The 18335-nt window shown below is 48.0% G+C and carries 19 protein-coding genes and 1 other RNA gene; 10 read left to right on the top strand and 10 right to left on the bottom strand.

Annotation, left to right across the window (positions count from 1 at the left end):
- The first annotated feature begins 84 nt into the window (after window positions 1-84).
- From JNE38_RS27745 to JNE38_RS27760, 4 genes are all read left to right on the top strand, one after another.
- Window positions 85-708 (top strand): FMN-binding negative transcriptional regulator, encoded by a 624-nt coding sequence (locus tag JNE38_RS27745; RefSeq protein ID WP_203357777.1) that lies wholly within the window; start codon window positions 85-87, stop codon window positions 706-708.
- Window positions 709-772: 64 nt separating this feature from the next.
- Window positions 773-1390, top strand: coding sequence for an FMN-binding negative transcriptional regulator (locus tag JNE38_RS27750; RefSeq protein ID WP_203354263.1), 618 nt, complete (start codon window positions 773-775; stop codon window positions 1388-1390).
- A 59-nt stretch (window positions 1391-1449) separates the two neighbouring features.
- Window positions 1450-2079 (top strand): LysE family translocator, encoded by a 630-nt coding sequence (locus JNE38_RS27755; RefSeq protein WP_203354264.1) that lies wholly within the window; start codon window positions 1450-1452, stop codon window positions 2077-2079.
- A gap of 33 nt (window positions 2080-2112) precedes the next feature.
- Entirely contained in the window at window positions 2113-2823 is a 711-nt protein-coding gene (locus JNE38_RS27760; RefSeq protein WP_203354265.1) for a B3/B4 domain-containing protein, read from the top strand.
- A gap of 97 nt (window positions 2824-2920) precedes the next feature.
- On the opposite strand, the gene JNE38_RS27765 is transcribed toward JNE38_RS27760, so the two are convergent.
- Complete coding sequence (locus tag JNE38_RS27765) at window positions 2921-3826, bottom strand: DUF4097 family beta strand repeat-containing protein (protein WP_203354266.1); 906 nt, start codon at window positions 3824-3826, stop codon at window positions 2921-2923.
- Window positions 3827-4085: 259 nt separating this feature from the next.
- Window positions 4086-4646, bottom strand: a complete 561-nt coding sequence (locus JNE38_RS27770; RefSeq protein ID WP_203354267.1) for an NADPH-dependent FMN reductase — start codon at window positions 4644-4646, stop codon at window positions 4086-4088.
- A 147-nt stretch (window positions 4647-4793) separates the two neighbouring features.
- Between JNE38_RS27770 and JNE38_RS27775 the strand changes: the two genes are divergently transcribed.
- The gene (locus tag JNE38_RS27775; RefSeq protein ID WP_203354268.1) at window positions 4794-5588 is read left to right on the top strand and encodes a pirin family protein; all 795 of its coding nucleotides are present in this window, start codon (window positions 4794-4796) and stop codon (window positions 5586-5588) included.
- A 108-nt stretch (window positions 5589-5696) separates the two neighbouring features.
- Here JNE38_RS27775 and JNE38_RS27780 read toward each other — a convergent pair whose 3' ends face one another.
- From JNE38_RS27780 to secG, 7 genes are all read right to left on the bottom strand, one after another.
- The gene (locus JNE38_RS27780) at window positions 5697-6290 is read right to left on the bottom strand and encodes a uracil-DNA glycosylase (RefSeq protein WP_203354269.1); all 594 of its coding nucleotides are present in this window, start codon (window positions 6288-6290) and stop codon (window positions 5697-5699) included.
- A 247-nt stretch (window positions 6291-6537) separates the two neighbouring features.
- Window positions 6538-7791 (bottom strand): hypothetical protein, encoded by a 1254-nt coding sequence (locus tag JNE38_RS27785; RefSeq protein ID WP_203354270.1) that lies wholly within the window; start codon window positions 7789-7791, stop codon window positions 6538-6540.
- A gap of 68 nt (window positions 7792-7859) precedes the next feature.
- Window positions 7860-8855 (bottom strand): helix-turn-helix transcriptional regulator, encoded by a 996-nt coding sequence (locus tag JNE38_RS27790; protein WP_203354271.1) that lies wholly within the window; start codon window positions 8853-8855, stop codon window positions 7860-7862.
- A 75-nt stretch (window positions 8856-8930) separates the two neighbouring features.
- Window positions 8931-9285: a transfer-messenger RNA gene (ssrA, locus tag JNE38_RS27795) on the bottom strand.
- Window positions 9286-9459: 174 nt separating this feature from the next.
- Entirely contained in the window at window positions 9460-9933 is a 474-nt protein-coding gene (gene smpB / locus JNE38_RS27800; RefSeq protein ID WP_203354272.1) for an SsrA-binding protein SmpB, read from the bottom strand.
- 119 nt (window positions 9934-10052) lie between these two features.
- Window positions 10053-12566: a ribonuclease R gene (rnr, locus tag JNE38_RS27805; RefSeq protein WP_203354273.1), complete on the bottom strand. Its 2514-nt coding sequence runs from the start codon at window positions 12564-12566 to the stop codon at window positions 10053-10055.
- A gap of 142 nt (window positions 12567-12708) precedes the next feature.
- Window positions 12709-12951, bottom strand: coding sequence for a preprotein translocase subunit SecG (secG, locus tag JNE38_RS27810; RefSeq protein ID WP_003843341.1), 243 nt, complete (start codon window positions 12949-12951; stop codon window positions 12709-12711).
- 291 nt (window positions 12952-13242) lie between these two features.
- On the opposite strand from secG, the gene JNE38_RS27815 reads away from it, so the two are divergent.
- From JNE38_RS27815 to JNE38_RS27835, 5 genes are all read left to right on the top strand, one after another.
- Window positions 13243-13641, top strand: a complete 399-nt coding sequence (locus JNE38_RS27815; protein WP_203354274.1) for a YqzM family protein — start codon at window positions 13243-13245, stop codon at window positions 13639-13641.
- Window positions 13642-13731: 90 nt separating this feature from the next.
- Window positions 13732-14487, top strand: coding sequence for an ABC transporter ATP-binding protein (locus JNE38_RS27820; protein WP_203357778.1), 756 nt, complete (start codon window positions 13732-13734; stop codon window positions 14485-14487).
- Window positions 14484-15230, top strand: a complete 747-nt coding sequence (locus tag JNE38_RS27825) for an ABC transporter permease (RefSeq protein WP_203354275.1) — start codon at window positions 14484-14486, stop codon at window positions 15228-15230. Before JNE38_RS27820 ends, JNE38_RS27825 begins: the two co-directional genes overlap by 4 nt.
- A 111-nt stretch (window positions 15231-15341) precedes the next feature.
- Window positions 15342-15866, top strand: coding sequence for an RNA polymerase sigma factor (locus tag JNE38_RS27830; RefSeq protein ID WP_203354276.1), 525 nt, complete (start codon window positions 15342-15344; stop codon window positions 15864-15866).
- Entirely contained in the window at window positions 15856-17100 is a 1245-nt protein-coding gene (locus tag JNE38_RS27835) for a YjgB family protein (RefSeq protein ID WP_203354277.1), read from the top strand. Before JNE38_RS27830 ends, JNE38_RS27835 begins: the two co-directional genes overlap by 11 nt.
- Before the next feature lie 81 nt (window positions 17101-17181).
- On the opposite strand, the gene JNE38_RS27840 is transcribed toward JNE38_RS27835, so the two are convergent.
- On the bottom strand, window positions 17182-18198 hold the full coding sequence (locus tag JNE38_RS27840) for an ABC transporter substrate-binding protein (RefSeq protein ID WP_203354278.1): 1017 nt from the start codon (window positions 18196-18198) through the stop codon (window positions 17182-17184).
- Between the last annotated feature and the right edge of the window lie 137 nt (window positions 18199-18335).

The raw sequence follows: 18335 nt of genomic DNA on the forward strand, positions 1-18335 counted from the left end.
GCTATTGTATCTTTTTTTATGTCAGTTTGTATCATACCATTTTTTTATTGGTTTTCTATTTTCGATGTTGAAAGGATGATCATGGTGTACATTCCGAAGCAATATCGCATGAGTCGTGATGAGGCCGTTCAAATGATGAAGGCTTACCCGTTTGCCTTATTGATTACGGTTGATGAACATCGCCCGATGGCTACTCACATTCCGTTGGAAATTCGTGAAGAGGAAGGGAAAATCTTTGCAACCGGGCACCTTGCATACGGAAACATGCAGAAAAAAACGTTGGATGGTAATCGTGATGTGCTGCTTATTTTCCAAGGACCGCACGCTTACATTTCATCGAGTTGGTATGAGTCCGAAGAGGTTCCCACATGGGACTACCTCGCTGTACATGCGTATGGAACAGCACGTGTACTCACTCGGGATGAGCTGATATCGGCTTTGGATACGATGCTTACTCATTATGAATCTCACCGGGAAAATGGCCGCCTCTGGGATACGTTTGATCCTGAGCTGCTTGAGAGCGAAATGAAAGGAATCGTTGGTTTTGAAATCGAAATCACCTCTATTCAAGCTGCAGCCAAAATGAGCCAGAATCGCAACGACACCGATTATACATCGATTGTTACCGAGCTTGAAAAATCAGATGATCAAGGGGAAATTCAGGTTGCTCAGTGGATGCGCGAGCAACGGAAGGGGCTTTTTAAATAGGCCAATATCGTACCGTCTAATGGATAACTGCTGTATGTCAAAACGAGGATGGAGGAGTCTTCACATGTATATCCCGGAGCATTTCGCGATGAAAGATGTTACTGCTGCCTACGATGTCATACAGGAAAACAGCTTTGCGACCTTGTTTTCCATTCATGACGGAATGCCCTTCGCTACACATCTACCTCTGATGTTGAATGAGGAAAAAACCTATTTGTACGGTCATTTCGCCCGTCCAAACCCACAGTGGAAGGATATTCTGGGTCAGACGGTCCTTAGCATTTTCCACGGCCCTCATTGCTATATCTCCCCCTCCTGGTATGAGACCAACAAAGCAGTGCCGACGTGGAATTATGTGACCGTTCATGTTTACGGCGTAGTTGAGCTATTCCAGGATGAGCACGAGCTAATGAATTCCTTGAATGACTTGGTAGTAAAGTATGAGGCTCCTGACAGTTCCTATAGATTGCAGGATGTAGATGCTGATTTTCTCGCTGGTATGAACAAGGGCGTTCAAGGATTCAAAATAAAAATCGATAAGATTGAAGGGAAAGCGAAGGTAAGTCAAAACCATTCCTCGCACAGACAAGAGCTCGTGATCAAGCAGTTGGAACAGTTTCCATCTTCAGACGAGCAACAAATTGCCTCCTTGATGAAAGCGAACCTCTTAAAAAATGGGTAGTCTTTCACCAATCAAGAGTTGCCCATCATGTGCAAAAATACAACAAGGAGTTGACTATCATGGAGTTTTCAACGATTTGGCTATTTGTAGTTGCCGCTGCCACATTGCTAATCATCCCTGGACCCGCTGTGTTCTACATCATGGCTAGAAGTATTGATCAAGGGAAAAAAGCGGGTCTGGTATCCGTTCTTGGCGTATCAGTCGGTGGGTCTGTTCACGTTTTAGCTGGGGCCGTCGGAGTTTCTGCGATCCTCATGACATCGGCAACGGCCTTTCATATCGTTAAATATCTGGGTGCTGCTTATCTCATCTATTTGGGGTGCAAGACTTTATTTTCCAGATCCGATCATACGACTTCAGAAATGCCAGAAGTCCCTCGCAAAAATTTACGAAAGATTTTTTTCGAATCAGCGCTCGTAGAAGTAATGAATCCTAAGACGGCCCTCTTTTTCCTAGCCTTCTTTCCGCAATTCATCACGCCTTCTGCTGGATCAGTCACGTTGCAATTTTTGCTTTTAGGCGCGATATTTACTATCCTAGCTTTACTTAGTGATGGTATGTATGCAGTTCTTGCAGCACATATTCGAAAGCGGATGAATGTGAGTTCAAAACTGCAGAATCGGATCACTGGTTATCTCTATATTGCTCTAGGGGTATTCTCCGCTTTTGCCAGCCCCTCCAAAACATAATGACAAAAGTTTAATGAAATGGAGAGATCGATTTTGCCTAGATTTATCATTGAAGATGATTTTTGGTCGTTATTCCCTCATGCAAAAATAGGCACTGTTATTTGCCAAGGAATTGATAATTCAATAAAGGACGTTGACCTCTACGCGAAGCTGCTGCAGGAGGCAGAGAAAGAAGCACATCAATTCTTACGCCAGGAGGAATTCAGTAGTAATCCAGTCATATCCGTTTGGCGTGAAGCCTTTCAGAAATTCAAGACCAAAAAAGGAGCAAGGTGTTCCATTGAAGCCTTATTAAAAAGAGTGAAAAATGGCAATCCGATCGGAACCATAAACCCTCTCGTTGACATCTATAATTCCATATCCTTGCGTTATGGGCTTCCGTGTGGAGGAGAAGATATCGACACTTTTGCAGGCGATATTCGGCTTACGAAAGCAACTGGCAACGAACCGTTTATCCCATTGGGAAGTGATGAAAATGCTTCGCCACATGAAGGTGAAATTGTTTATAAAGATGATGCCGGTGCAATATGCCGATGCTGGAATTGGCGTGAAGCACTGAGGACGATGCTGACAGAAAATACGAAGAATGCATTCCTCTGTATTGAATTGATCGATGAAACAAGAACGGATGAGTTTCATATGGCGCTCAAAGAACTGGCTGATGCAGTGTCCCATCATCTTGGTGGAACGGTGAAAATTGAAGTGTTGGATCGTGATCATAGGGAAATGACCATCTTTGGCTAAGACGATTTCAAAAAGCCACCTTTATCAGGTGGCTTTCTGCCTGGAAGAACGACTGCTGTGCTTTTTTCCTTTTATCGATCGCTTCATGAACGATCAGTTAATCAAGCGTGAAATCTCCAGAACCCGTATACACTTTGAGCATGGTATCACCGCTGCCAAACTTGCCTTTGATCATTCTGTCGTCTTCCGCGCGCTCCGTCACCTGGAAGCCATCCCATCTGATATGGCCGGCTCCTGAGCCACCGCTGTAATCGACCGTCAACGATTTCGGCTCCTGCTCCAGAGTGATCTTCACATCGCCGCTTTTGGTAGATACATCGGTGTCGTGCAGCAATTCTACAAAGTCGATCGTGATATCTCCGGATTCCGCATCGCCTTTCACTATTGCTTCCCCTTCCTTGAGAGAGATGTCTCCGCTGTCCGAATGAAATTTCAATGTATCCGCCTTGAATTGCTCTGCCTGAATATCGCCAGAATTCGTATCCAACAGGATCGCCGAAGCATTGCTTTCTTCCAGTTTTACATCTCCGCTGCTCGTAAAGAGATCGATCGTTTTTCCCTCCACATTTTCTACCTCAATATCTCCGCTGCCAACTTTCACTTTTAGCTCATCCCATTGTTTCTCCGGAAGCTCGACCGTCATATCGACGCTCTCGTAACGAAATATCCGAAACCCCTCCTGCTTTTCCAAGCCGATCTGAAGCCGATTGCCCTTGTTTTCGCCCTTCAAGCGAAATTGATCCGCAATTTTTGGGCTTGCTTCACCGTGGAGCCTCACTTGGACTTTATCCGAGCTTCCACGCACCACATGAACATCCGTGCTCGAAACGTCTACCACGATCTCCTTTATGCTGCTTGCATCAAAGGATTGTTCGAGGTTGACCTCCTTCGTCTCGGTAAAAGGCAGGCTCCACGCGAATCCTTTGCCAGAGTCGAATGCCGATACTCCCCACCAAATTCCCAAGGCAATCAACACGACGCCGATAAGTCCATTCTTATTCATGTCTTCATTACTCCTTATAGATATAGGTACTTTGTTCCCTTTCCACAATGAACATTTCTGAAAAAAGTGTAACACTGAGAAGAAATGGATATCAAAGGGCCGCCGGCTGATCGTATGTAAGCCCTAAGGTCAATTGACAAGGAAGTTGGAATATGATCTTTTCGGCGATCAAGAAGCTGGAAAGTTGCATGCATTCAAACTTCGATAAAAAAGCCACCCTTTTCAGGTGGCTTGTGTTTTATGTATGGGGAAGGCGGTCCTACTCTAACGTAGGAGTGTGGTCAATCCAGTTCATAAATTGCTGCAAATAACGCTGAAGATACCTTTTTGTTTTTTCATCCGTAAGCTCCTGCTGTTCGGAATCAATCTTTTCATGTACTTGTGAAATGAGTACTTTTTGAAACGGAAGCACATGAGCTTGCATGGCTTCGAGTATTTGCCTGGTTTGCATTTGAGCAAAGGCGGTGCCCATTCCCCCCGGGGTTGCTCCGATTATGCCAACTGGCTTTTTGCTGAGAACCGAAGATTTCGCTGGTCTTGAAGCCCAATCCAATGCGTTCTTTAAAACCCCCGGAATTCCGGAATTGTACTCGGGGCTTACGATCATAATACCATCGACATCTCGAATCGCCGATTTAAACGAGGTTACCGATTCTGGGTCACCGCCCATTTCGAGGTCTTCGTTAAATAAAGGAAGGCCGTTAATCTCGATCCAGCGAAACTCAACCGAATTATCCATCTCAGTCAATGCTTGTGCAATGATGCGATTATAAGAATTCTTTCGTAAACTGCCACAAATGATGCCAATGGTTTTGGTCATGCATACGCCTCCTTGTTCCCTAAGTTTTTCCATCATAACATCCCCTCCCAAGTAGAAGGGAAAGTATTTTTTCGCTATTTGCATCAGGTCTATCACGAAAAGGAATGGTACACTTAGGATTATTTGCTCGAAAGAAAGGATGATAGCATGTCGATCCGTATTTATTCCATTGATCAACAAGTATATGGCCAGTTTGACGAAGGCAGACTTGTAGAGCAAAAGCCTATCGGATTTCCGGGTGAGGGGTCTGCAGTAGAAAGAGTCGGAACCTTATTTTATTGGGCGTGGTTCCAAGCGAAAGAAGATGCCTTTCTCCCTCCGCATCCTCATCGGGGTTTTGAGATCATTTCTTATCTTTTGAACGGGCACATCAACCATCAGGATACCCTTGGGAATGAACGCTCCCTCAAAACCGGTGGTTTACAGGTCATGCAAACCGGCAGCGGGGTTCAGCACTCCGAAAAGTATGAAAAAGGTACTTCCGGCTTTCAAATTTGGTTTGAGCCCTTTCTTGGTGAAGCCAACTACGCTACCCCTGCCTATTCTGACTATCAGGCACAGGACTTTCCCGTTGAAACAAAAGATGGCTGCACCATCAAATCGATAGTGGGTGGCACTTCTCCCGTTCAATTGGTAGCAGACGCAAAAATGTGGGATGTTACGATAGTTGCCGGAGAATCCTTCGAAATGATGGTGCCCGATGGATATTCCATCGCTGGGCTCGTGATCGAGGGCCAATCCAATTGGCAAATTCATAACGAAACAAGATCGGTGGAGCCGCAAGAGTTTGTGGTTTGCGAGGGAGATGCAATTGGTTTACTAAGAGTTGGCGCAGGTGTCGGTGGAGATTCTAGGCTTATCCTTATTCAAGTCCCAAGTGTACTCCCCTATCCTTCCTATAAAGAGGTGAAGATTCGGTTAAAAGTGAATAAAGAAAAGTAGACCAAGCTACTGATCATTAAAAAAGCACCCATAAAGGGTGCCTATTTTTTTATGGTGAAGGCGGTGAATTCGCCCCCCATGCCACATTGCCCATACAGTGGTCAAACCTCACTGGTCATACTCATTTTCATGGAAGGTTCCCGCTAGGAACCTCCAATCGGCGATAAAATGCTGCCAAAGGTTCGGCCGTCTGCGTACCGCCAACGGATGGTACGAAACCGCCGTTTTAACCCCTCTGGGAGAATGCCACTCTTGCCGAAGCTTTTTTACTTCCGCCTCTTTGTCAGCAAAAAAAGATTGTGCAGCGACATTTCCTAAGCAAAAGACAAACCGAGGGGACTTGCTCCGTAACTGATCGAATAAATGTCGGATACATGCCTCTCGCGCTGCTGGCTTGTCGTAGGCCTTTTTAGGACGTCGCTTTAATACATAAGTGACGTATAAATCATTGTCATGAAAACCAGCCTCATGTGCCGCCTTTTGTAAAGTTTGCCTCGTCCCGCATATAAATGGGTTTCCATCGCCGTCTTCCCTTGCTCCCGGATTATCCAACAGGATCATGATCGGTGCATTTGGATTCCCCTCTCCCCAGATCAACCGGGATCCGTGTGTGTATAGACCGCAGTCGGTGCAATTCTCCACACCAGTGGGAGGCTCTTCCTCTGGCCAGACTTTTAAGCAATTCCCCTCATCGACATCCATGCCTGTCACTCCCGCCCTATATAACCTGTCCTCCCTTAGCATGGGATAGAGATACCGGTTCCAAACTTGAAATTAGATAAATAACCATCCCAAATGTAGAATGGTTTCATTTGTGATACTGTCCCTTCCCGTGCGCAAAAAAGCCACCGTCATCAGGTGGCTTGGCTTTTATGTATGGTGGAAGCCTCCGGCGTAGTCCGTTACAGTTGAGCCCATCCACGACACCGGCCGATGTTGTGAGAGAGCCTCACGAGTAAACTGTTTCTTTCAATATGTCACGAAGAAACCTCCAGACTTCTTCAAAATCTTGTATTTCTTCCGGTCTGCCCAAATAGTCCCGATTTTCATGATCAATCCTTCTGTACATTTCCCAGTCCCATGAATCCTTTTCCGCATCAGTAAGCTCACGAGTCTGGATGGACAACCCTTTCCCGCGGCCATTATAACGCGCTTGCTCTGCCAATCGCTTCGCCAATCTATATCCTACATTCTGTGTTTCCTTATCAGAGCTATTTTTGAAATGCCGGAAATCAATATTAAACTTTAGACCCAATTCTCCTGGCAATCGATTTTCAATTGAGAAGCTTGCATCGAAATCCACCCATCCCAGATGAATGCGAATCGGTACGCTGTATTTCGTCGGCAAATCCACGATAAAGGCTTTCGAGTTAGATTTGGATATACCGCACCATCCCGAATCCCGTAATTGATCCAGACATTTCCTATACAGAGATTGTACCTGCGGAGTCAAAAAAGTGCCGACTGTCTCCGGGGTTGGCTTCACTTTCTTCTTTTCATTTACGACCTCGGTCCAACTCGTTGCTCGTGAATCATAATGTTGGTCAGTTACATGTTCCAATCGGTCTGAATGAACGATAGCGGTAGCATGGAATGCCTCCCCTGTTCCTTCTACTACAATGTATCCGTATGGCTTTTCGTCAATTGGTCGTCCTTCCCATACTTCCTTTCGAAATTCATCAGCCATGACAGCACAGATAACCGTTTCTTCATATATTTGCTTCAAGGTTAGATTATACAGCTGGTTTCCAAACTCAGCTCCCTCCCCTTGATAAACAGCCCAATTGCGAAAAGCATCAAGCAAACTGTCACACCCGTCTGAGATGTATGGATGGCTGAGCCCGCCCGCCCCTTTGTTCAGCAAAAATCTCCTGGTTTTCAGCGAAATTTCCTCCTGTGTACGGCGACCAAGAGCTCGGCGATAGTTCATGATTTGGTTCTCCCAGATATGACTGGACAGTTCAGGATTGCCGCTTTGCTTCGCTTCAATCAGCCACACGTTGCCCCTATCATCTGTAGCAAGCAAATCGATTGCTCCTGTATATCCTCTCTTTCCGCCCTCGGGCAACCAGAATTCATATCCCCAGACAAACAAAGCACATTCTTTACCGCTAGCCAACACAAGCTTGTTTTGAAGTGTATATTGGATAAACTCTGTTACCAAATGGTTTTCATTTGCATATTCGCTGATAATCATTTCCACCAAACCGCCCTTCAGCAGATTCATTTGCTTTCTCACTCAAATGTATCTTTTCATTAGGCAGTATGTCGTCAGTTTAAAAAATTTTGCCTCATTGCGTCAACTTCTTCAAACAACTCCTTCTTTAAAGAAGCCGGCTCCACAACCTGAACCTCTCGCCCCATTCCTAATATCCATCGCTTAATATCTTCTTTTCCCTTCATTCTCGCAGAAAAGATGACTCCTTCACCGCTTGGGCAAGGTCCAACAAGATAATTTTCCACCAAGGTTTGTTCAAAGATCGCCCGTGCCTCCCAACCAGTCAATCTAAGTTTGAGATCGAATACCTCATCGTCAGAGACTCCTATGCGGTACGAGATATCCTCTAACGGATTATAGGATGAAAGCCGCTCAAAGGGCTGTTCTAAGCATTCCATTTGTAATATCCTGTTCAATTTAAATGTTAACAATCGATTCGCATTTTCACAAAATGCTCGAACATAGGTCATATGTTGATGCTTCCAAATCGCGTACGGATGAATCACGCGCCAGTTCTTTTTCTGGCTTACCGGATTGTAATAGATGTTTACTTTCCTCTTTTCCACGATTGCTTTGTAGATTTGCCAATAGTTGTGTTTATCTTCATCCGTTAATCTTTCTGCAATCCCCAATTGAAACATGATATGGCGATCATCTCCGTTATACCCCAAGCTGTTCATCAAACCGGCTGTGCCCAGTATTTTCTCAAATGATTGCTCAATTTCTCTACTATAGTCCACCTTGTTTGCAGACAACTCATGTTTGGCTACATACAATGCCAGTTGTTCCTCTTGTGATAGGCCAATGATCGGCAGCAATCGATGATACTTGGAATCGGAAGCCAAAAAGTATCCGCCGTATCTGCCACGCTTGGATTCGATCTCCCAACCCTCATCCTGAAGAATGCGGATATATTCCCGTATCATTCGTGGTCTGATTTCTAATTCTCGGCTTAATTTATTTATGCCAACCGGATTTTGTTCTGAATGATTCTTCAAGATCATCCATAGCCTCAGCATATTGCCCAGTCGCCCCATCATTTCCTCCATGTTCGTTCATATCCGTACCATAAATATTACATTACAACAAAAAACCACCCTCATCAGGTGGTTGTTGTCTATGTATGGTGGAGGCGGGGGGATTCGAACCCCCGTCCGAAAACAGCGATACATGAGCATCTCCGAGCGCAGTCACTCATTTAGATTTCGGTGACAGATTCGCGGAGTGACGCGCTGACCTGGCACCTAGCCTGATTCATCTTCTTCCTTCGGCTCCAGGCGGAAGCCTCCGGCGTATCCCACTAAAGTTGAGCGCTAGTCACGCCACATGGGCGATGGAGTGGTAGCGCCTCACTGGTTATTAAGCAGCGAGAGAAAGTTGTTTGTTGCCAGTTAATGGCGTATGCGTTGATGACGAGGTCCGCAACCCCCCGGCTCGCTTCTCATGCTCTACCATCCCCGTCGAATCCAGAACGCCCCCAGGATAAGAGGTGACAAAAAGTCTAGGTGAAGAGACAACCATCATGTTCCGCACCTAGACTGTGTGTTTAACAGTGTACTGTTTACTGCTCCTTAACTATAGCACACAGGCCATGTAAAACTCAACGTTGATTCCTGCCAGCCGTGCCATCGGGAACCAGTTTGAAAAACCAGCCTAAGCCTTCTGCCGCTCACGCAAAGCGCGTTCCACTTCACGCGCAGATTCCTTCTTCTTGAGATCCTCGCGCTTGTCGTAGTTCTTCTTCCCTTTGACCAGCGCCAGCTCTACCTTGGCCCAGCCGCCCTTCAGATAAATGCTGAGCGGTACGAGCGAGTAGCCTCTCTCGCGAATCAGTCCGTTGAGCTTCAGGATTTCCAGACGTCTCATCAGCAGCTTGCGCGTCCGCTCCGGCTCATGGTTGAAGCGGTTGCCCTGCTCGTACGGACTGATGTGTACATTGTACAGCAGCAGTTCGCCGTTTTGCACGCGGGCAAAGCTGTCTTTGAGCTGGACGCGGGCGGCTCGCACGGATTTGATCTCGGTTCCGGTCAATTCAATGCCCGCTTCGAATACTTGCTCGATATGGTAATCGTGGCGTGCTTTTCGGTTTTGGGCGACTGTTTTGGTGCCGGCTTTGTCTTTTGACATGGAGATCACCTCGCTTGCGAATTTCCTGCGTTTCGTATGAGTAAGTCTAGCAAATTTTAACCAGGGTGGCAAGCCATTTTACCCGGTAAATGCCTCACATCCAGCTCTTACACAACTGTTTAACGACGTTTCCGCTTGGCGCTGCTCGCCACGTTCTTGCGGCTCTTTTTCTTGGAGCGGACGAGGTCCTCCCAGAAGCCCTTTTGGCCCTTCGTGGATGACTCGCCATTTTCTCCCGTACCGATTGTCACGACTTCCTCACTTGTATTAGAGGCAGAGGCAGAACGCTGACCTGGACGGCGCGGAGGCTTGTTACCCTCGTTTTTCCGACGCTCCTTGTACTTTTGACGGATGGCTGCAGGATGGGTTTTATCCTTATCCTTTTGACGGTCCGGTCGATCTGAACGAGAACCAGCTTGCTTGCCACGAGCACCGCCTCTGCGCTCGCTTCCGCGTCCGTCGATGACTTTCGGGGTGCGTTCCCGGCTACCGCGGAAGCCTCCTGCCTTGGTCATGCCGACAATTTCAAAATCGATGGTCCGCTCGTCTACATTGACATTCGCCACGCGCACTTGCACCAAATCCCCGATGCGGAACTGTTTTCCGGTCCGTTCGCCGATCAGTGCGTACATCTTCTCATGGTAGTGGTAGTAGTCGTCCGTCAAGAAGCTGACGTGAACCAATCCCTCGATCGTGTTTGGCAGCTCCACGAAGATCCCGAACGAAGTGACGCCCGAAATGACGCCCTCGAACTCTTCACCTACTCGCTCCTTCATGAACTCTGCCTTTTTCAGGTCGTCTGTCTCACGCTCGGCATCCACAGCCAGGCGTTCACGCTGGGACGCATGCTCCGCGATCAGCGGCATATGCTCGGCCCAGTACGCCATCCGTTTTTCTGAAAGCTGCTCTCCTGATTCGATCCAATCGCGGATACGACGGTGAACGATCAGGTCGGGATAACGGCGGATCGGAGATGTAAAGTGCGTGTAAAACTCCGTGGAAAGTCCGTAGTGACCGAGGCTTTCCGCGTCGTAGCGCGCTTGCTTCATCGAACGCAGCATCACTGTGCTGATGATGATCTCTTCCGGTTTTCCTTTGACCTCTTCCAGCAGCTGCTGCAAAGCGCGCGGATGCACGGAATTTCCTTTTCCGCGAATCGAATAGCCGAAATTCGTGATGAACTCCATGAACGCCATCAGCTTTTCCGCATTCGGATCTTCGTGGACCCGATACATGAACGGCTGCTTCATCCAGTGGAAATGCTCAGCCACGGTCTCGTTGGCTGCCAGCATGAACTCTTCGATGATCTGCTCGGCTATGGAGCGCGTACGGAACCCGATGTCTGTCGGAGTCCCCTCTTCGTTGACGTAAATCTTTGCTTCACGGAAGTCAAAGTCGATAGCACCGCGCTTCATCCGCTGCTCGCGTCGTTTGACCGCCAGCTTCTCCATCTCCTGGAACATCGGGACGAGCTCGCTGTACTTCTCGATCAAGGCTTCATCTTTATCTTCCAAAATGCTGCGCACGTCGGCGTACGTCATTCTCTCATTGGTGCGGATTACACTGAGGAAAATATCGTACTTCACGACTTTTGCCTCTTTGTCCATTTCCATATCGCAGGAGATCGTCAGCCGATCCACTTTTGGATTCAGGCTGCAGATTCCATTGGACAAACGATGCGGGATCATCGGGATCACGCGGTCGACCAAGTAGACGCTCGTGCCGCGTCGATACGCTTCATTATCCAATGCCGATTTTTCTTTGACGTAGTAGCTTACATCCGCGATGTGGACGCCCAGTCGCACGTTGCCATTCGGGAGAACCTCCAGAGAAACGGCATCGTCCAGGTCTTTGGCATCCGCACCATCGATGGTGACCATCATTCGGTCCCGCAAATCACGGCGTCCCTTGATTTCCTCTTCGGAGATTTCTCCAGGCGCCGCTTCGGCCTCTGCCAGTACGTCTTCCGGGAAAGCCTCCGGCAAGTTGAACTTGCGGATGATCGACAGGATATCGACCCCCGGATCGTTCTTGTGCCCCAGGATTTCCACGACTTCTCCCTCGGGATTGACGCGCCCTTCCGGATAGCGGACGATGTTGACGACGACTTTATGGCCGTCTACCGCTCCGTTATAAGCATTCTTGGGAATGAACACGTCTTTGCCGATCCGCTTTTCATCCGGAATGACAAATGCATAGTGCTGCTCGTCCTTGAACGTACCTACGACCTGCTTGATGCCTCGCTCCACGACGCGAATGATGCGGCCCTCCAGGCGATTGCCGCCCGGCTCCTTTTCTACACGCACGAATACCGTATCGCCGTGCAAAGCGCCGCTCATGTCATTTGCGTGCACGTAGACATCTTCCATCTCCGGCGTTTCCGGAATGACAAATCCAAAGCCTTTCGGATGGCTTTGCAAGCGCCCTCGCACCAAATTCATTTTCTCAGGTACACCATAGCGATTGGCTCTTGTCCGTATGACTTCGCCGTTTGCTTCCAGCGTATTCAGTGTTTTCACCAATTCTTTAAATGTGCCGGCGTCCTGGATCCCGAACGCCTCTTCCAGTTCCTTTACGGTCATCGGGTGGTATGCTTGCTCCCGCATGAACGCCAGGATATCTTGATCCTTCATTCACAAACCTCCTTTTCGCGTGGTTCATTACCGCGCTTCCTTTTCACTCTTTACTATGTAGTATTCACCGCTCGGACGCGTCGCAATCGGAATAGAGAAAAAGGCAGCAAGTCGCACTTGCTGCCTTTTGGCCATTCGTTTATTACGCTCCTGTTTTCAAGAAATAACCGAGCAAAATCGCAAAGATCATGAAAGCTACCGCAAATACAACGGTCAGCTTACCCAAAAGTGCGTCAATCCCACGAGCTTTTTGTTTACCCATGAGTTGCTCAGCACCGCCACCAATCGCACCCGAAAGGCCGGCACTTTTACCAGATTGTAACAAAACGACGATAATTAAGCCAATACTTGCAATCACAAGTAAAATTTTCGCAGCCAATGCCATCTTCATTCACCTCAAAACGTATTTCCAAGGCGGAAAAAAACCAATACATCTACTTTAGCATATTTAATAGCTATCAGCAAGCAGCCATCCCTGTCATATTCAGAGAAGTTCTACCAGAATTGTCCGGACGTATGCAGGGGAATAATATATAGAAGAAAAGAAGATTCTATGTGTATAAAATGGAAATTGTGTACTTTCTTTGTCGGTTCTTGAGTCTCCTTGCAACTGTCAAGATTTTGCCGTAAAATTGCAGTTGTACCTTTATAACTTGCCTTGGGAGGTCTTTGTCAGATGGCTGGGTCCAACAAAAAAGACATGAATCAAAACGACGTAATTGATTCCGCGAAGGCCTTTTTTACTTCGTTTGGTATCTTGTTTCTAGTTTTTCTCATTGCACTTGTAGGATCAATCATTTTCCCACCAAAACATGGGGAAGAAGCTGCTGGCGGCGCTGGTGCACCTACTGCTAACATCGACGCAGCTGCTATTTTCAAACAAAATTGCTCTTCCTGTCACGGTCAAAACTTGGAAGGGATCGTCGGACCAAACTTGACAAAAATTGGCGCGCAACTCAGCAAGGACGACATCGCCAAGATCATCAAAGAAGGTAAAGGCGGAATGCCTCCAGGAATGCTGAAAAAACAACCGGAAATCCAAGCGGTTGCCCAATGGCTGTCTGAACACAAATAAGTACATAGATGGCCCGAACGTATGAACACCGGAGACTCGTCCTCTTCGGTGTTTTCGGCATTATAAGGAGGAAAAGGACAACATATGACGATGCGGCTCGAACTTGAAAACGTGGGCAAAAAGCTCTCCCCCCTCCCAGAGCAGTGGCTATTTCGCGATTTTACGGCGAGTATCACCGAACCTGAGATCATCGGCATCCTCGGCAAATCAGGCCAAGGCAAAAGCACCTTGCTCCGAATATTGGGACGACTGACAAAAGCGGATTGCGGAGCCATTCGCCTTCAGAGCAAAGATATGAGTCTATGGGAGCCTGAAGCGTGGCGGATGACGATGAGCTACGTGGCACAGCAGCCGGTAATGCTCTCTGGGAGTGTAGAAGACAATCTGCGAATCACAAGCACCCTTCACCAACGCCCCTTTGATGAAAAGCTGGCCCGCGATTATATGGAGCAATTGGCGATGAGCCATATCGATTGGGGGAAAAACGCCGTGCAGCTCTCAGGGGGAGAAAAACAGCGCCTGGCCCTCATCCGAAGCTTGCTCCTGAGACCCTCTATCCTCTTGTTGGATGAAGTCACCTCTTCCTTGGATACGGTCAGTAAACAAGCTGCGGAACGACTGCTCGTCCAGCTTCACACACGCCTAGGCACGACACTGCTTTGGATCACCCACGATTTGGACGAAGCCAGAAGCGCATGCAATCGTATCTGGTTTATGGCAAACGGACACCTCGAAGAAGACTCCCCAAGCCAGGCTTTTTTCCGCTCGCCGCAAACGCTGGCTGCCCGGGATTTTCTGAACCGTCAGGCATCTCATGCACCCGTTTATCAGGAGGAGCAATCATGACCTACTATTCCATGTGGTTTGCGTTTGCCTTTGTACTCATCGCCCTCTTGCTGTCACTTTGGCAAAAGCTCGGCTTGGAAAAGGAAATTGCCATTGGCACCATCCGCTCCACCATCCAGCTCTTGGTGATCGGATATGTGCTGCAGTTTATTTTCCACTCCGAAAACATCTGGTTCATCCTGCTCGTCATCATCATGATGGTGAGCGTCGCTTCGTGGAATGCCGCCAGCCGTGGAGAACGCCTGCCCGGCATTTTCTGGCGGATCGCATTCGCTCTCACGGTAACAGAAGTCATTACGATGGGGCTGCTCGTTTCACTTCGATTGGTCTCGCCTACTCCTCAATACTTGATCCCACTGAGCGGCATGATCATTGGCAGCTCGATGATTGTCTGCGGGCTCTTTCTGAATCATATGAACCGCGAGACAGACAGCTCACGTGGAGAAATCGAAGCATTGCTCAGCCTGGGGGCAACTCCGCGCCAAGCCATTCAGAGCGTACTCAAGCGTGCAGTCAAAGCGAGCATGATTCCCACCTTTGATACCATGAAAACCATCGGACTCGTCCAGCTGCCCGGCATGATGACCGGCATGATTGTCGCAGGCGCCAGCCCGATCGAAGCAGTACGCTACCAAATCCTCATCATGCTAAGCTTCTCCTCCTCCGCAGCCATCTCGGCGGTTCTGATCAGCCTCTTGAGCTATCGCCTTTGGTTCACACACGAATCCTATCTGCGCTCTTAATCCCTTTCCATCCGGCTGCCGGGCATCTCGGCAGTTTTTTTTTCGTCCACTGTAATGAAATCTAGCTCGAATCGTCAAATTAGAAGGAGAAAGGGCAAAGGTGGTTCAGCTATGGACAAAAACGACTTGATCGAGCAATGGTTTCTGCGCTATGGCGATGATATTTACAAGTTTCTGGTCTATTACACAGGCAGCCGAGACGTAGATGATCTGGTTCAGGACGTTTTTCTCAAAGCGCTCGGCGCTGCCGGAACATTCGAAGGAAGATCCCAGCCCAAGACATGGCTCCTGACAATTGCCCGTCATACAGCCATCGATCACGCACGAAAAAAACGCTTGCGCAGCTGGCTGCCAGACATGTGGCTGACGAATCTGATATCCGCTGAAAAGACGCCGGAGGAGCTGATCGACTTGCAAGAAGAGCAGCAAGCCCTCTATCGCGCGATCCAGCAAGTTAGACCCGCTTATCGCGAGGTGCTCATCCTCAGAGGCATCAAAGGTCTGTCTGCTAAGGAAACGGCCCAAATCCTGAATTGGTCGGAAAACAAGGTCAATGTCACCTTGCACCGGGCCATGAAAGCAGTCAAAGACAAATTGGAGCTGGAGGGAAAGGAGCTGATCGGAAATGCCATTTAAGTCAGATGAGCAATTGATGGAAGAACTGGGCAAAATGCCTGATATTGCAATGCCGGCAGAAACCAAGCGCAACATTCTTACGACGATACGATCCAAGGAGGCACAAAACATGCAGCATTCACTCAAAGCACGCCGCTTCAGCCATGTAGGAAAAGGACTCGCGATCTGCTCCATCCTGGTCGCTACTTGCTGGATGGGAGCCACGCTCATTGAAACGAATCAGCCAACTGCTTTGCCAGGGGTTTCACACGGTTCTTCCCCTGCACCCTCTACACCACAGCCTGCTCCACAGCCAAGCAATGGCGTGACTCCTACTGCGCCTATGGCACCAAAGGAACAGGCGCTGCTTGACTCCATTCGCAAGCAAGCTGAAAAAGGTGCAGTCATCAATGCTCCTTATACCGTAGAGACGACCGTTTTTGACGATGTAGAAAAGGCATGGGGTGCTCCCGACCGAACAGACTATGTCAACGGTCTCTCCTACGCAACGTATGAAAAGCGCGGTGTGGTCATCGGCTACAACAAAGGCATGCAGATCGCGAATATCCGTTCCCTCGATCCAAAGATTCAGCAGCTCACTCTGTCCGAGATCGAACAAAAATGGGGAAAACCGGATCGGATCGGCGAATTTGGCGGCCAAAAAATCTACACCTACGACGTGACAGACAAATACCAAGTCAAATTTGTCTTTGAGCCTTCTGCATCTGATCCGAACAAGCTCACTCTCGTACGGTACAGCGTCTACTATCCCCAAGGGAACCGAAATCTGATGGCAGACATGAACACCACGGAGCTTCTTACCACCATTCGTGATCTTGCCAAGAACGGCCAAACCTTGGGCAGTGAGTTCCGTGTGGAGAAAGACGTTGATACGGTAGAAAAACAATGGGGAAAACCGGACATTGTTTCTTATGTCAATGGGATTACCTACAATACGTATCGTGATCGCGGTCTGGTCTTTGGCTTCAATAAAGGCATGCAAATCGTGGATATCCGCTCCTACAACTACCAGCTGCAATACGTTTCGCTGGCGGACGTCGTGAAGACACTGGGCAAACCGCAAAGCACAGCCAATGTGGGCGGCCAAACCATTTACACTTACAAGGTCAACGACAAGTATGAGCTGAAAATCGTCTTCTCCGGTATCGCAGACGGAAGCAATGACAGCAAATTGTTTATCGATCACGTCAACGTCTTTTACCCGAGAGGCACAATCAACAATATGGCAGGGTAACATCCACCTGAATCGTGTTTCGGACAAATAAAAAAAGACGACTGGAGCCCATGCGATCCAGTCGTCTTTTCTTTGGTGATCTTATTTACCGATGATGTAGCCTTCCAGCTCATCCAGTACTTTGTTTGCTGCGATTACGCCACCGGATGTGTTCCAGATGGTGTCATCCACTTTGAACGCTTTGCCTGCCTTCACTACATTCAGGTTTTTCCAGAGGGAGTCGTTGGTCCATTCTTGTTCCAGCTTGGACGCTTCGCCTTTGCCTGTTTCGTAAGTGAAGTAGAACATGATGTCGCCATCCATTTCAGGAATGCGTTCTTTGGTTACTTCTGCTGCGAACTCTTCTTTATCTTGCGCTGCCGGACGAGCAAGTCCGAGGTCTTTGAAGATCGCACCTGTAAAGGTATCTTTGTAGTAAATACGAACTTTACCTGGCATGAAACGAACAACGGATACTTGCGTTTTCAGCTTGTCGCCTGCTTTTGCTTTGAAGTCTTCTACACGTTTGTTCCAATCAGCAATGATTTTCTCGCCTTCCGCTTTCTTGTTCACCGCTTCTGCGTACAGGGAGAAATTTGCTTTCCAGTCGCCGCGAGGTTCTTCTACAAATACGGTAGGAGCAATCGCAGAAAGCTGTTGATAGATTTTTTCATGACGGAATTTCATACCCAAGATCAGGTCTGGTTTCAATGCAGCGATCGCTTCCAGATTCGGTTGACCTTCAGTACCAACCAGTTTTACGCCTTCCATGTCTTTGCTGATGAAGTCAAAGAATTTTGTAGGGTCAACGGTAGAGCCAACAGCCCCTACTGGTTTCACGCCCAAAGCGACCAGTGTTTCTTCCCCTTGGTTTGTGAGCATGACAACACGTTGAGGTGTGCCTTTAATGGTAGTTTCGCCCATTGCGTGTTTCACTGTGTAGGATTGATCCGAAGAGTTGGATGTGCCTGCAGCTTGTTCGGCTGGTTTTTGTTCAGCAGGCTTTTGCTCGCTGGCTTGCTGTCCGCCGCCACCGCAACCGGTGACTACGAGTAACAGGGCCATCAGGACAGCAAAAAATGCCTTACCGCCCGTGGTCCGATATGTACGAGAAAACATGATGAAAAGACCCCTTTCAAAAAATCATATCGTAATGAGAGTGAGAATTACAATCAATATCAATGATTATCCTACATTCATGCGGATGAGAAGTCAACAACAAATTGATAATGACTATCAACGTCATTGACACTTCC

Origin of the sequence: Brevibacillus choshinensis, assembly GCF_016811915.1 — a bacterium.
GTDB lineage: Bacteria > Bacillota > Bacilli > Brevibacillales > Brevibacillaceae > Brevibacillus > Brevibacillus choshinensis_A.

Bases quoted from the DNA above. Each gene is read 5' to 3' on its own strand.
- JNE38_RS27820 (WP_203357778.1), top strand. From the start codon at position 13,732: ATGCGGCTCGAACTTGAAAACGTGGGCAAAAAGCTCTCCCCCCTCCCA.
- JNE38_RS27825 (WP_203354275.1), top strand. From the start codon at position 14,484: ATGACCTACTATTCCATGTGGTTTGCGTTTGCCTTTGTACTCATCGCC.
- JNE38_RS27755 (WP_203354264.1), top strand. From the start codon at position 1,450: ATGGAGTTTTCAACGATTTGGCTATTTGTAGTTGCCGCTGCCACATTG.
- JNE38_RS27790 (WP_203354271.1), bottom strand. From the start codon at position 8,855: ATGGAGGAAATGATGGGGCGACTGGGCAATATGCTGAGGCTATGGATG.
- rnr (WP_203354273.1), bottom strand. From the start codon at position 12,566: ATGAAGGATCAAGATATCCTGGCGTTCATGCGGGAGCAAGCATACCAC.
- secG (WP_003843341.1), bottom strand. From the start codon at position 12,951: ATGGCATTGGCTGCGAAAATTTTACTTGTGATTGCAAGTATTGGCTTA.
- JNE38_RS27770 (WP_203354267.1), bottom strand. From the start codon at position 4,646: ATGACCAAAACCATTGGCATCATTTGTGGCAGTTTACGAAAGAATTCT.
- JNE38_RS27830 (WP_203354276.1), top strand. From the start codon at position 15,342: ATGGACAAAAACGACTTGATCGAGCAATGGTTTCTGCGCTATGGCGAT.
- JNE38_RS27815 (WP_203354274.1), top strand. From the start codon at position 13,243: ATGGCTGGGTCCAACAAAAAAGACATGAATCAAAACGACGTAATTGAT.
- JNE38_RS27765 (WP_203354266.1), bottom strand. From the start codon at position 3,826: ATGAATAAGAATGGACTTATCGGCGTCGTGTTGATTGCCTTGGGAATT.
- JNE38_RS27840 (WP_203354278.1), bottom strand. From the start codon at position 18,198: ATGTTTTCTCGTACATATCGGACCACGGGCGGTAAGGCATTTTTTGCT.
- JNE38_RS27775 (WP_203354268.1), top strand. From the start codon at position 4,794: ATGTCGATCCGTATTTATTCCATTGATCAACAAGTATATGGCCAGTTT.
- JNE38_RS27835 (WP_203354277.1), top strand. From the start codon at position 15,856: ATGCCATTTAAGTCAGATGAGCAATTGATGGAAGAACTGGGCAAAATG.
- JNE38_RS27750 (WP_203354263.1), top strand. From the start codon at position 773: ATGTATATCCCGGAGCATTTCGCGATGAAAGATGTTACTGCTGCCTAC.
- smpB (WP_203354272.1), bottom strand. From the start codon at position 9,933: ATGTCAAAAGACAAAGCCGGCACCAAAACAGTCGCCCAAAACCGAAAA.
- JNE38_RS27780 (WP_203354269.1), bottom strand. From the start codon at position 6,290: ATGGATGTCGATGAGGGGAATTGCTTAAAAGTCTGGCCAGAGGAAGAG.